This is a genomic window from Thermosynechococcus sp. GLH187 (assembly GCF_031583395.1).
Taxonomy (GTDB): Bacteria; Cyanobacteriota; Cyanobacteriia; order Thermosynechococcales; family Thermosynechococcaceae; genus Thermosynechococcus.
In genome coordinates this window covers 510,713-524,606 of sequence record NZ_CP134175.1, presented here as the reverse complement: position 1 = coordinate 524,606, position 13,894 = coordinate 510,713, and the positions used below count along the sequence as shown (strand labels likewise).

The window sequence follows — 13,894 nt, the reverse complement described above, 5'->3', positions numbered from 1 at the left end:
GGGGCTGGATGTTTACCACAGATACCGCAGAAAACAATAATTTGACCGTTATGCCCGTTATCTGCGTAGGGCTAGGGGGCACCGGGCGAGATGTTCTGGTACGCATTCGCCAAAATATCATTGAAGAATTTGGTTCCTTGGCCGATCTACCCATCGTCAGTTTTGTGCAAATTGATACCGATCGCGGGGGGCCCATTCCCAGTTACCGAGGCCAAAGCATTGAATTTACCCCGGCTGAGGAAGTCCATATCCGCGTTTCCCTCAACGAAGTCAATGAATTTAAGCAGAACTACGAACGGCGGAAAAAAAATACCTATGTGCAAAATTCCGACGACCATATCCTTGAATGGTTTCCCGATCAACTGATTCGCAACCTCAGCGCCATTGAGCAGGGAGCAGGTGCCGTGAGGGCAGTGGGTCGTTTTGCCCTCTTCAAAAATTATGATCGGGTGGTGAGAACCTTGAACTTAGCCCATGGCCGTGTGGTTGGTGCTGATGCGGGTGCCCTGATTGCCCGTGGCATCGAAGTCAGGCCGGGGTTACGGGTTTTTGTGGCGGGTTCCCTGTGCGGCGGTACCGGTAGCGGCCTGTTTCTCGATATCGGCTACATTCTGCGGCGGCTCTTTGCCGAAAGTGTGCCCAACTTTGAAACCTACGGCTACTTTGTCGTCAGTCCCGATCTCTACGGTGGCAACGATGTCGTCAAGGCCAACTGCTACGCTGCCCTCAAGGAATTGGACTATTACACCCGCAAGGGCACCATTTTTAATGCCCAATACCCCGGCGAACGCCGTCTAGGGGAGTCTCGCCCGCCCTACGACTACATCTACTTGATGTCCAACGCCACCCCCGGCGGCACATTCATCATTCCCCCAACGGATCCCAACGCCAAGGGCAAAATCGCCAACACCATTGCTCAGAAAATTTGCCTCTTTTTGAGTAGTAGTGCGACGGCTGCCGCTGCAATCTCTGCCCGTGACAATTTGCGTTCCATTGATGCCACCGAAGAATACGATAAACACCCCCGCCCAAATCGCCAGCGCTACATGGCCACTGGACTGGCGAGCATTTACTTCCCCCAAGACAAGATCAATTTGCTGGCCGCCAACCAAATCAAAATTCAAGTGTTAGAGTTCTGGAAAAATGGTCTTGGTCAAGCCCCCACTAACAGCCAAATGCAGCAGTTCTATACAAGTCAATTTGACTGGGGGACGGATGATCTAGGGCAACTGCTGAAACAACGGTTAGAAAAAGTCCCCGTGCAGGGAGGAACGCTAAGTGCCAATTTAGAACGCTGGCGCAACGATCAATATAGTCAAATTAGTGCAGCCCAATCCCGTGGGCAACAAGATCTGTTAAAAACGCAATTTCCCCAGAATGCCATGGCACTGCTGAACTATGTGCGCCCTGCAGAGAACAGCAAAGAACGGGGGGTTTGGCTCACGCCAATTGTTGAGCACACGTCAGACGTGACCAATGACATCAAAGCCAGTATTGAAAAATTTCTAGAGCAAATCCTGCAACCAGATCACCAATTCTTTGGCCTCGACAATGCCATTAACTGGCTACAGGGACTCAAGACTAACTTCGAGCGTGTCCGTGCTCAATACGAGGCGAATCGTCCCCAAAATGCTGATGCGGAACTGCGCAATATCACTACCCAACTGCAAAATGAGGTGCAGGCAATTCAGGGGCAGCTTCTTCCCTTTGGCAAAACGGCAAAAATTCAAACTGCCTTTCGGGTGGCTGTGGATCAAGTGCTGACCCTCGCTCGCCAAAATTACCAATCGCAGGTGAGTCGTCAAGCCCGGGTGGCTACAGAAGACCTGATTGTATTTACGAATCAAAAAATTGCCCAGTTGGTGCAGTTACGCAACTTCATCCAAGAAAATATCCTCGTACTGCAACGGCGGGGTGAAAAGCTCTCGGAAGTCAATGTTCAAGAGCGAATTGGCTTGCCCATTGTCAATCCCCAAGACACCGAAAATGCGATTAATGCGGTGTTGCCCCCCAAGGAAGGGGAGCGGCGCTTGGCTCTGGAACAGCTTTCTACTGAGGTGATTCAAAAAGCAGTGGTTGTCAGCACAGAGGCGCCACCGAGCTTAGAACGCTTCCTCAAACCCCAGTTTACAGCGGAAGTTCCCATTGCCCTTGATCAAGTGGTGGACAGACGGATTTCGACCTTGATGCTGGCACTGCGGGGATCGGCAATTCAGCGTTTTATGGAAATGGGCAGCCGCGAGCAGTTGATTGCGTATTTAACATCGCTGAAGAATCAGTCGGACATTCTGCTGCCTCTGAATCTTAATGACGGCTATTTTAACAACGCCCCCCATAAGCGAACGGTCTTCATTGCCTATCACCAACCCCCCACAGAGGATGCCTATGTGCAGGCCTTTACCCAACTGCTGACGGAAACAGGGATACTGGGGAATGCACAGCGGGTGCAATTGCCGGCGTCAGAACAGCATCAAGTGATTTTCATGACGGAGTATGCCGGCTTTCCCCTGCGGTTGATCAATGATTTGACGGCCAAGAATTTCCAGTATGCCTACGAAAACCGAGGCGACGCGGGCAATTTTGACGCCCTGCATACCAATAAAACGATTACGCTCACGGATATTTTGCCGCCCCCGCCAGAAGTGGTGCGGGAAGTGCAGGAGCTGTTCTTTAAGTGCCTCGGCTTGAGAATGTTTGCCCTAGAGGGCGATAATCTTGTCTTTGATCCTAAAAACAAGGGCAGGAAAATTACCTTTGGGAATGATTGGTCAGTCGTTATTGATCAATTAACTTGGGTGCAGATTCGCAACCAAGATCAACGTACCATGACATTAACAGATGTCCTTCACCAACAACTGAATGGGGTAATTGAGCTTCTAGTGAGTAATCCCCCGCAATGGCAAAAGGACTATCGGCCACATGTGATGACACTCATTGAGGAAATTCGCGCCTACTCACCCGATCACATTAACTTTGCCATGGTGCCAATTGTGGCAGGGACAGAGATTCAAGGCCTCACGGAGATTGCCCAAAAGGGCATTCTTGAGGAGTTGATTGAGGAACTGGACAAACGCATTGAGGATCGCTGGAGCCAAACATTGACCTCGGGTACAACTCGGAGCGATCGCCTACTCAATCAGTCACCACCCCCTGAGCAACAAGATGTTGACGCGGCAGATGAGGATGATCAAGACAAACTAGAGCAATAACGCATTGTTTTCCCTGAGGTAAAAAGAATGGAGCTGTTTAGCCTGTTTCTAGAAGAGGTGCAGGGTTCGCCCATCCTCCAACTCTTTATTGGCACGCCGATCCTCATTGCCTTTATGAGTGCTGTGCTGCGGTGGCGCCTTTTTTTACGGTTAATGGAGTTTATCCGCTGGCAGTGGGCTGTGGCCAGTGAGACGACACAAGCGCCCGTTCTCATTCAGAACCTGCGGCAGCGGATGACGCGCTGCTTAGAAAAGTACGACGAGATCAATACAGTTACCTTGGTGGACTACATGCTTGGCCAAGAACGGCTGTGGGGCATGTCCCTAGAACAAATTGAGTACCTGACACGGGTAACCCCCAACTTACTGATTGCGATTGGGTTGCTGGGCACGTTTTTGGGAATCACGATCAATGTCTTTAGCATCATCGACAACTTGGGAACACTGGATATTTCTGCCCTTCAAGGGGAAAATCCTGCCCAACAGAATGTTGTGATTCAGGAATTGTTCACTCGGTTCCGTCAGCCGCTGCGGGGAATGGCGCTGGCCTTTGTGTCGAGTTTGGTCAGCCTTTCGCTGGGAATTTTGCTAACCTTTATCAATTCTATTTGGAATACCACTTTGGCACGGCGGCACTTTTTCACAGCTGTAGAACTGTATCTGGATCATGAACTAGCTAGTGAACAACGAAACCCCACTGGACGGTTGATTAAATCCATTGATGACAACTTTTCTATCTTTTTAGAGAACTTCCATGAAACTGTCACTAGCGCAATTAGAGAACCCCTCGAGCGGGAATTGGCCAATCTTAGGCAAATGTACAGCAGGAATATTGAGCTAGCGGAGAGGGTCTTTGCCAGAATCGATAACGCAGCGGGCAATCTTGTGTCTGGGGCAAATATCTTTCAGACCGCAGTGCAGACATTGGAAAATAGCGAGTTTGCGGAGAAATTTAGTACGGCAACACAGCAACTTGCGCAGTTTATTGATCAGTTGACGACAGCGGCGGCGCGATCGCAAGAACTGAATAGTCAAGTGATTGCCCTGACCACCAAGGTTTCAGAAACCCTAGAGCGGGTCAATCGCACCCACGTGAATTTTGAGGAAATTGCCAGCGATCTCAGCACCACCACGACCACCTTTAGACATATTCACGACATGGTTTTGGGCTTGGTCAACCAGATTGAGCAGGTGAATCGGCAAGTGGCGCAGAAGTCCACGGAACTGGCACAAGTCGCAGATCAACTGACGGAACTGCTGGCGATCGCCCAAAGATCACAAAATACCCTGAGCCAAAATCAACAGGAACTCCTAACGATGCTGCGCTCTATGGAGCGACTTAGTAATGATGTTGGCCAACACCTCCTCCAAGGGAATGAGGAACTGCGGCAAGTGCGTTTTGGTGTTAGCAAGTTTTGCACGGAAGTGTCCAATATTATTGAGCAGAACAAAACCAGTCAAGAGCAGTTGCTCACTCTTTTGAGGAAGAATACCTCCCATGTCGAACAACTGAGTACAGCCGCAAACCAAATTTCCCGTGTCACAGAGCAGTTGGATCGGCAATATAAATCCCTCACCGACCAGTTAACAACTCTCAGAAATAGCTTTGAAAACTATCGCAAGCAACGCTCCGCAAGCGATGGCGATCGCCAGAGCCAGATCAAAGCCCTTGAGAAGTGCCTAGAGCAAGTGACGGATCAAATTACCCAAGTGGTCAACGAGCAGTTAAGCCAATTGAAGAAACACAGCCAAGACTCTAGCCAATCAATGACCAAAGCCGTTCAATCCCTTGAGCAAATCAATGGCAACTTGGTGACTCTCTCCCAAAAAATTACACCCGCTCCCACGCAAACTTAGGTAATTGTCTATGCGCCCACTCCGTCGCTCTTGGCAACAGGAATCAGAGGACTTCAACCCTTGGATGTCCTACACGGATCTGATGTCTGGCAGCTTGCTGATTTTGAGCTTAATCACGTTTTTCATGATGATTTTTATGATTGTTAATCAAAAACAAGTGAATGAACTGAGAAAACAGCTTCAAACCCAACAGACTGTCCAAGGACCGCCGCCGATTCTCTTTATTCCAGATAATGAAAAATTTCGTTTCCCTGCGGGCAGTGCGCAACTCTCTGAACCGTTTCGCCAATACATTTGGGTAAATTTAGCCTCAATGGTTATGGATACCCGTGAAAAGTATGGTATTGACACCGTGGAAATCATTGGCCATACCGACGGCCAGCCCAATCAAGGCAGTGGCAGTAATCTCGATACATTGCTAGAGCAGGCGGCAGCCAGTAATACATTGAACCGCTTGACCCCCGGCTCGAATGCTGATCTCGGTCTAATGCGGGCACTGGCGATCGCCAACGAACTCCGCAAGGCCCAAGCAAAACAACCCAAACTGGCTGGCCTGAAATTTCGCGCCTACTCTGCGGGGCAGCTCTACTTGCTCAATGGTCAACTCGCACCAGCGAACCGCAATCCAGATGCTTCCCGGCGTCGTATCGAAGTGCGCTTTACCCGCACAGGAGAAACCCGAACAGCTCGTTAAAATCAACGTTACGGATTTTTACGTCGGGATTGGGCACGGGATATTTTGGAAAAGGGCTGTACTAAACGCCAATCCTTGCCTTGCTAGAGCAGGCGGCAGCCAGTAATACATTGAACCGCTTGACCCCCGGCTCGAATGCTGATCTCGGTCTGATGCGGGCACTGGCGATCGCCAACGAACTGCGCAAGGCCCAAGCAAAACAACCCAAACTGGCTGGCCTGAAATTTCGCGCCTACTCTGCGGGGCAGCTCTACTGGCTCAATGGTCAGCTCGCACCAGTAAACCGCAATCCAGATGTTTCCCGTCGTCGTAGCGAAGTGCGCTTTACCTGTATGGGTAGCACAGAAACCGCCCGCTCAACCAATTGCCAACCTAGGGATCACTGGTCACGGCAGCTTCTTCCTCTTTGGGGGGCGTCGCAGCCACACTTGGACTCGGGGCAGGGTTGGGGGGTGGTGGCTGAGTTTCTCCTAGGGAAGTGGCATGGAGTGCCAAGAATTGCTGCTCAAGCTCCTCACTCGAAGCCAGTAGGCGGCTGAGGATTTTAATGAGGCGTCGCAAATCAGACTGGAACGATTCATCGCCCGTGAGTTTGAGCAAGTCATTCGTGAGTTTTTGGGCATTGATAAATGTTGCCCGTGCTGCATCTAGGGTTTGGGCGATCGAGAGCATAATGATAGGACTGCTCAGTGTCCCAGAGACTTTATTGAGATTGGCTGCTGCCTCAGCACCATTTTTAATGAGGGCATCCAAATTGGCCAATAATTCCCCCTGCTCCAGCTGCTTAGTCAGGGGACGAAGGGCATGAAGCGTGGTTCTCAGCTCTCGAGCCGCGCCATCAATGTTGCGCAAGGCGGAGTTAATCGTGTTGCGGTTGACCTCAACCATTTCACTGATCTGGTTGGCCGCACGGGTCACCGCTTGCGAGGCTGTGCTAAAGTTCCGTAGTTCAGCACGGGCTTCATTACTGAGGGCGTTGAAACTATCGAGGGCAGTGGTCACCTTCGTCAGGGATTGATCGGCACGATTGACGGTGCGGGTTGCGCCCAGAATGAGGGTATTGGCGTTATTGATAATCCCTGATTCTTCCAGCGCTAGAGTAAAGCGGGTAGCTGCCCGTATGAGGTCTTCGAGGCTGGCTGTTCGGACGCCCGTCACGCGATCGCCATTGCAGTAAATCAAGTCTGGTTGGCACTTGGGGGCAAAGGCAGTGACGCCCTCGGGAATCTCCGGTACTCGCTCCTTGGGGGTAAAGTCCAAGAAAGCCTGACCAATAAAGCCCGACTGGCGAATCTCCGGTACAGCACTACGGGGAATCAACACATTATTGACGCGCACACTCACTTGGACACCATTGGCGTCAAACCCAATGGCCGTGACGCGACCCACTTGGACACCGCGATAGCGCACCTGTGTCCCCACCGCTAAGCCGGGTGCTGTATCCAATTCCACCTCAAGGGTGTAGCTATTGGTACCGGCAAGGTTGCCCCGCAACCAGAGTAGGCCGACCCCTAATGTGGCTAAGCCCGCAAGGATCACCAGACCCACCAAACTTTCCTGCACACGCCGTGACTGCATCATAGGGATAGATCACCGCAAAAAATTTTTGGAATCTATAGCAACTATAGTTTACTCTGGACGCCTTGAATTGCCGCTTTTTGCCAGTGCTCTCCCCAAATTAGGGTGTGCATTTGCCAATTGGGATCGGGTTGGGGGTAGTCTTGACGGTAGTGGCCTCCGCGGCTTTCCTCCCGAAAGAGGGCACTTTTGAGAATTAAGTAGGCAATGTCCAAGAGATTGCGTAGCTCGCCCCATTCCCAAAGAGTTGTCTGGGCGGCTGTATTGCTGAGGGTATAGCAGTGATTGGGGTTGAGTTCACGAAGGGCGATCGCAATCGGATGAGCCAGCAGTTCTTGGCGCCATTCTTTCACTTGGGAAAGAGCGGCCATCAGTGTGGGAGCATCGCGACAAATGCCAGCACTTTGCCACAGGAGTTCCCGCAGATCTTGGCGCCACTGCCGAAAACTCACTGGCTCAATTTCAAGGGCTTGCTGGCTAACAGGGGACACCGCCAAGGGAAGGGGCTGAGGGTGCAGATGTGCCAGTTGAGCTGAAAAGACAAAGCATTCCAAAAGGGAGTTACTCGCAAGGCGATTGGCACCGTGGACACCAGTACTGGCAACTTCACCAACGGCATAGAGGCCGGGAAGGCTGGTCTTGGCCTGTAAATCGGTGACGACTCCTCCCATCCAGTAATGGGCTGCTGGAGACACGGGAATGGGTTGCTGTTCAACATCAATGCCCCACTGCCGACAGACAGCAATGATTTTCGGAAAACGGTAGTGCAGGCGATCGCGAGAAATCGGTCGTAAGTCCAGCCAGACATGGGGGGCATGGCTCTGCTGAAGGTGACGGTAAATGGCGCGACTGACAATATCCCGTGGTGCCAGCTCGCCAGCAGGATGGTAGTCCGCCACAAAGCGATGCCCTGTGTGGTCTATGAGATGTGCCCCTTCACCGCGCACTGCTTCACTGATCAGAAATCGCGGTGCTCCCTCAACGGCAAGAGCGGTGGGATGAAATTGGAAAAACTCGACATCCCGAATGTGTGCTCCTGCCCGCCATGCCATTGCCACACCATCGCCAGTGCTTAAGGGGGGATTCGTGGTTTGGGCAAAAACTTGACCGCCGCCCCCTGTGGCGAGAACAACTGCCCCCGAGCGCAGCCACTGAAGTTGTCCCTGACGCAACAGACACACCCCACAGCATCGCCCCGACTCTAGCCACAGATCAAAGACAAAGCTATTGGGCAGAAGCGCGATATGGGGTGCAGCAGTGACCTGTTCGAGCAGTGTTGTAATCAGGGCTTGACCTGTGGTGTCAGCGGCATGAAGTACCCGAGGACGAGAATGAGCCGCTTCGAGGGTCAGAGCCGGGCGATCGCCCACGCGATCAAAAGCTACCCCCATCGCCAAGAGCCGCTCCACCTGTGCCGGTGCCTGCTCAACCAAAAACTGGACACTCACTGGATCACAGAGGCCAGCCCCCGCAGCAAGGGTATCTTGGGCATGGAGTAGGGGAGAATCCGCCGGGTCAATGGCCGCAGCCATACCACCTTGTGCCCAGCCACTGGCAGATTGGCGAAGGTCAGTTTTGGTAATCAGGCCAATGCGATAACTAGGGGGAAGGGCAAGGGCAGCACTGAGACCCGCAGCACCACTGCCAATGATTAAGACATCAAATCCAGAAGTTGCGGGAGTCAACGCTAACCCAAAGTTGATCTAATGAGGGTAGTTATTTGTATAGCCCATTATTATAGCGATCGCCACCCTCAACGAGAGCCGTTTCCACCTCGGTCACGGTAAAGTGATCCAAGTTTTCCCGCAGAATTTCCTTTTGCCGCTCCGTCAAGCCGGGAATATTCAGGACATCTTCAACGGATTGGTAGGGGGCATTTTTAACGATTAACTTAGCTAGGGTTGGGTATAACCCCCGGTATTGAATAAAGGCGGCAATGTTGGTATTGTTAAGGTCAATTTTTTCACCATAGGCAGTGCCAAGTTTCTCATCTATCACATTGACCAGTTCTTCCTCGGTGGATGCAGTTGCCGCCAAGGTTGGGGCACTCCAGTTGATCCAGCCCAACAGGCTAACGCCCACGAAGTAAGCCAGTGCTAGCCAGCGGCCCAAACGTTGCATAATTCCTTTACCTCCCAAATCTCACAGGTCATTACAAAAAACAGCGGTTCATTAAGAGTCAAAGCAAAGAACTGACCACATCGCACAGCGAGCGCAGGCGGCGGTAGCCGATCGCCAGCAGGGTGACAGAGGAAACTGAGGCATCACGCCCACAATAGACTGATGTCTAGACTGCCCCCTACAGGTGATTCAATAATATCAGAGGGAGGCCGTCCCTTAATCCCTTTTTTCAGGTGTTTAGTGCAGGGTGTCCCTACCTTTGATGGCTTGGGCAAGAAACCGATGGAGGTCATCAAAGCTGCCCACGTAGGCGGGTACAGGAGCATCATAGCCCTTGAGGTTCAGCACTTGGGGTCGAAAGGGGACAACGGTTGGACAAGACTGCACAAGGTAGTGGTAGGTGGTTGCCCCCATAGCCAGATCAGCGGCAATGGTTTTGGTGGCACTCTCAAGGCGAAAGGCAGCGTTAACGGTATCTCCCAGAGCAGTATAGTCGGGGCGATCGCCACTCCCCGTATTACCCACCATGGCATAGCCCGTATTCAAACCAGAACCAATGCGCAGTGGCCACGGCAAGGGATAGTGCTGGTGCAGTTCTCCCGTCATCAGCCGTAAATCCTCTAAGGCAGAGAGGGTGTGGCAAATTTCTTGATAGCCAATCTCCTCGCTTTCGTGGATCCAAACCGCCATGACCGCATCGCCAATGTACTTATCAACCCAACTGCCGTACTGACGAATAATCTCGCCCGCCCGATGAAACCACGTGCCAATTAGCTCCGACAGTAGCTCCTCTTCGAGTTGCCGCGTTAGCTTGGTAAAGTCACGAATATCCACCACCAGAACCGTCAACAGGCGGCGGACATGGAGCAGTGCTGTGGAGGAGCCTTCGGATTGAGGCAAAGACAGAGTGGCATTTTCGGCAAATAGGGAGGCAAAGGGTTCGTTAAAAAAGTCCAGTTCCGTTTGGCCAAAGGTAATGCGATCGCCATTGTGCAAGGCCACGGGAATACTGACGCGGCGACCATTGACGAACGTGCCATTGCGACTGCCGAGATCAATGAGATAAAACTCCCCCTGTCCCATGCGCTGAATCATGGCATGGTTCCGTGACATCCAGCGATCGCTGAGCACAATGGAATTGTCTTCACTGCGGCCAATGGTCCAGCAGTTCCCCCCTGTCAAGGGAAAATAACAAACCGTGTCCTCACTCACCAGTGCCAGATGGGGTTCTGAGGGGGGTGGGGTCTCAAGGTGAACGACCTCAGGGGCGCCGGGAATCTGCGAGAGGGTATGGCGGAGTTGATTAATAATTTGCTGCTGACGCAAAATAATCGCCACTAACTGTTGGGCAGGTAAGGTCTCGAGGATCTTTTGGTCGGGCAAGTTAAAGGTCAGGTCAGCATCCATGGGGGGTAAAATAGGAGAAACACTTTTCATGGTTGCGAAATCACCGTGGGTCAGCTCTCCCCCCAGCGCCACCGATGTGTAGATGTTTCAAAGTCAAATCCAGCAATAGATCCAGTCTAGCAAAGGAGCTTTGTCTGGCTCAATAGATGCAGTTTGTGCGGTAGCACCAATCAACCATAGAACGATCGCCAGAGGAAGCATTAGTCAGCATTTGCCCTCGTAAAAATTATTAACCTTTCCCCTAGGGTTGGGTTGAAGCCCATCCGCTAAAATGATGGCAGCTTTGGGAGGGATTGCTCTCTCCGTGAATGCACTTTGACCTGTCTGCATTTGAGGACAACACTCCATGCGTCGATTGTTAGCCCTACTCCTTGTCTTGACCCTGTGGCTAGGTTTTACCCCTCTAGCCGCCGCTGATGTGGCAGGACTCGTCCCCTGCAAAGATTCTCCTGCCTTTCAAAAACGTGCTGCCGCTGCTGTGAATACCACCGCTGATCCCGCCTCCGGTCAAAAACGGTTTGAGCGCTACAGCCAAGCCCTATGCGGCCAAGATGGTTTGCCCCACCTCGTTGTGGATGGTCGCCTCAGCCGTGCCGGTGATTTTCTCATTCCCAGTGTGCTCTTCCTGTACATTGCCGGCTGGATTGGCTGGGTGGGTCGCGCCTACTTGATTGCTGTGCGCAACAGCGGTGAGGCCAATGAAAAAGAAATCATTATTGATGTGCCCCTTGCCATCAAATGCATGCTCACGGGGTTTGCTTGGCCATTGGCTGCCCTCAAGGAGCTGGCATCGGGTGAACTCACCGCCAAAGACAACGAAATCACCGTTTCCCCTCGCTAGCTTCACTGTTTGTTGACTGTCATAAGGACGAGTACCATGAAACACTTTTTGACCTATCTTTCCACCGCGCCCGTGCTGGCCGCCATTTGGATGACGATTACCGCTGGGATTTTGATTGAGTTTAATCGTTTCTATCCCGACTTGCTCTTCCATCCCCTCTAAGTGAACCCTTAACTTTGGAACAAACTCGGTACAAGGGTGGAACAGCGTTCTGCCCTTTTTTTGTCGCAATTGCTGCCGAGAGGCTATAGAATACTTATTTGTCCTAAAATAGCAGCCGTAGCCACCAGCGCTGACGCTTGCTGTTAACCCATCCAGTTCAATGAAAGAGGATCCCCATGGCAAAGCGGGTGCAAGTTGTCTTGAATGAAACCGTCAATAAACTCGGGCGAATGGGTCAAGTTGTCGAAGTCGCCCCCGGCTATGCCCGTAATTACCTATTTCCAAGAGGGATTGCCGAGCCAGCAACCCCCAGTGCCCTGCGGCGCGTAGAGCGGCTCCAAGAAAAAGAACGGCAGCGGCTCGCCGAACTTAAAGGCGTTGCTGAAAAACAAAAAGCCACCCTCGAAAAACTGGCCACCATTACCATCTCAATGCCCGTGGGCGAAAAAGATATGCTCTTTGGCAGCGTTACACCCAAAGATGTGGCCGATGCGATTCAAGCGATTACGGGTGAAACCATCGATCGTCGCGAAATAACTCTGCCGGAGATTCGCAAATTGGGCACCTACACGTCTGAAATCAAGCTTCACCCCGAAGTGAGTGTCAAACTCAATATCCAAGTCGTTGCCGATTAGGGCTAGCCTCCTTGATGGTTCAGGAGCCAAGTTTTCAGCCCGATAGCCAACTGATTCCCCCCCAGAACCTCGAAGCGGAAGAGTGGATCTTGGGGGGTATTCTCTTAGACCCGGAAGCCATCAACCGCGTGGTGGATATTTTGCCGGTTGAGGCCTTTTACCTCAGTGCCCACCGCGAGATCTATCGGGCAGCGGTTTCGCTCCACAGTCGCGGCAGCCCCACGGATCTGCTGTGCGTTACCGCTTGGCTACAGGATCAGGGGCTATTGGAACGAGTTGGGGGGCACACCAAGCTGGCGGAACTGGTCGAGCGCACAGTGAGCGCGATCAATATCGATCGCTACGCCCTCTTGGTCAAGGAAAAATACCTGCGCCGTAAGCTTATTGAAGCCGGTACCCATGTGGTGAAGCTGGGTTACGATAGCAGCCTCTCATTGAATGTGATCTTGGATCAGGCCGAGCAGCAGATCTTTAGTGTGACGCAGGATCGGATTCAGCAGGGATTGACCCGCACCGATGAAATTCTTACCCGCACGTTTACGGAATTGGAGCAGCGGGCGATCGGTCATATTCAGCCGGGTCTATCCTGCAATTTCTATGATCTGGACAACATGACCCAAGGCTTCCAGCGATCGGACTTGATTATCATTGCCGGTCGTCCTTCAATGGGCAAGACGGCGATCGCCCTACAGATTGCCCGTCGCATTGCCGAAATTCATAATCTGGGGGTGGCGATCTACAGCCTTGAGATGTCCAAGGAGCAACTGGTGCAACGTCTCCTTGCCAGCGAAGCCCGCATTGACAGCAACTATTTGCGCGCAGGGCGCATTAGCCAACACCAGTGGGAACCCCTAAGTCGGGCGATCGGTATTCTCTCGCAACTGCCCATCTACATTGACGACACTCCCAATCCCACCCTTGGGGAGATTCGCTCCACTGCCCGTCGTCTCCATGCCGAGCATCCCAATGGCCTCGGCCTCATTTTGATTGACTATCTGCAACTAATGGGTGGCGAAGAAACTACCGAAGGTCGGGTGCAGGAACTCTCCAAAATTACCCGCTCCCTCAAGGGACTGGCGCGGGAACTCAATGTCCCTGTCATTGCCCTCTCCCAACTCAGCCGCAGTGTTGAATCACGGCAAAATAAACGCCCCCTGATGTCTGATTTGCGCGAATCCGGCTCCATTGAACAGGATGCCGACTTAGTGATTCTGCTGTACCGCGATGAATATTACAACCCTGACACCCCCGATCGCGGCATTTGTGAACTCCTGATTGCCAAGCACCGCAATGGCCCAGTGGGCACCGTCAAGCTCCTCTTTGACCCCCAATACACTCGCTTTGAAAACCTTGCCCGCGATTAGTCGAGTGGGGAGAGCGTTCTGTTTCC

General features: G+C 52.2%; 11 protein-coding genes. 7 read left to right on the top strand and 4 right to left on the bottom strand.

The window, feature by feature from the left end; genetic code table 11:
• The first annotated feature begins 8 nt into the window (after positions 1-8).
• Genes RHI63_RS02385 through RHI63_RS02375 form a run of 3 tightly spaced genes read left to right on the top strand, consistent with a single transcriptional unit; the run spans position 9 to position 5,760 of the window.
• The gene (locus RHI63_RS02385) at positions 9-3,209 is read left to right on the top strand and encodes a tubulin-like doman-containing protein (protein WP_310453213.1); all 3,201 of its coding nucleotides are present in this window, start codon (positions 9-11) and stop codon (positions 3,207-3,209) included.
• A gap of 27 nt (positions 3,210-3,236) precedes the next feature.
• Complete coding sequence (locus RHI63_RS02380; RefSeq protein ID WP_302677236.1) at positions 3,237-5,066, top strand: hypothetical protein; 1,830 nt, start codon at positions 3,237-3,239, stop codon at positions 5,064-5,066.
• A gap of 10 nt (positions 5,067-5,076) precedes the next feature.
• Entirely contained in the window at positions 5,077-5,760 is a 684-nt protein-coding gene (locus RHI63_RS02375) for a hypothetical protein (RefSeq protein WP_302677235.1), read from the top strand.
• Between the two features lie 372 nt (positions 5,761-6,132).
• Here RHI63_RS02375 and RHI63_RS02370 read toward each other — a convergent pair whose 3' ends face one another.
• The 4 genes from RHI63_RS02370 to RHI63_RS02355 form a co-directional block, all read right to left on the bottom strand.
• On the bottom strand, positions 6,133-7,341 hold the full coding sequence (locus RHI63_RS02370) for an MlaD family protein (RefSeq protein ID WP_310744756.1): 1,209 nt from the start codon (positions 7,339-7,341) through the stop codon (positions 6,133-6,135).
• A gap of 41 nt (positions 7,342-7,382) precedes the next feature.
• Entirely contained in the window at positions 7,383-9,023 is a 1,641-nt protein-coding gene (gene nadB / locus RHI63_RS02365) for an L-aspartate oxidase (protein WP_302678748.1), read from the bottom strand.
• A gap of 31 nt (positions 9,024-9,054) precedes the next feature.
• Positions 9,055-9,459, bottom strand: a complete 405-nt coding sequence (psbU, locus tag RHI63_RS02360; RefSeq protein WP_302677231.1) for a photosystem II complex extrinsic protein PsbU — start codon at positions 9,457-9,459, stop codon at positions 9,055-9,057.
• Positions 9,460-9,696: 237 nt separating this feature from the next.
• Complete coding sequence (locus RHI63_RS02355; protein ID WP_206200910.1) at positions 9,697-10,896, bottom strand: adenylate/guanylate cyclase domain-containing protein; 1,200 nt, start codon at positions 10,894-10,896, stop codon at positions 9,697-9,699.
• Positions 10,897-11,212: 316 nt separating this feature from the next.
• Between RHI63_RS02355 and RHI63_RS02350 the strand changes: the two genes are divergently transcribed.
• The 4 genes from RHI63_RS02350 to dnaB all read left to right on the top strand — a co-directional run bounded on the left by RHI63_RS02350 (position 11,213) and on the right by dnaB (position 13,868).
• Positions 11,213-11,707 carry a Photosystem I reaction center subunit III gene (locus RHI63_RS02350; RefSeq protein ID WP_206200909.1) on the top strand — a complete coding sequence of 165 codons (495 nt, stop codon included), beginning with the start codon at positions 11,213-11,215 and terminating at the stop codon, positions 11,705-11,707.
• A gap of 36 nt (positions 11,708-11,743) precedes the next feature.
• Complete coding sequence (gene psaJ / locus RHI63_RS02345; protein ID WP_011058244.1) at positions 11,744-11,869, top strand: photosystem I reaction center subunit IX; 126 nt, start codon at positions 11,744-11,746, stop codon at positions 11,867-11,869.
• 176 nt (positions 11,870-12,045) lie between these two features.
• The gene (rplI, locus tag RHI63_RS02340) at positions 12,046-12,504 is read left to right on the top strand and encodes a 50S ribosomal protein L9 (RefSeq protein WP_302678747.1); all 459 of its coding nucleotides are present in this window, start codon (positions 12,046-12,048) and stop codon (positions 12,502-12,504) included.
• 14 nt (positions 12,505-12,518) lie between these two features.
• The gene (gene dnaB / locus RHI63_RS02335; RefSeq protein ID WP_206200908.1) at positions 12,519-13,868 is read left to right on the top strand and encodes a replicative DNA helicase; all 1,350 of its coding nucleotides are present in this window, start codon (positions 12,519-12,521) and stop codon (positions 13,866-13,868) included.
• The last annotated feature ends 26 nt before the right edge of the window (positions 13,869-13,894 follow it).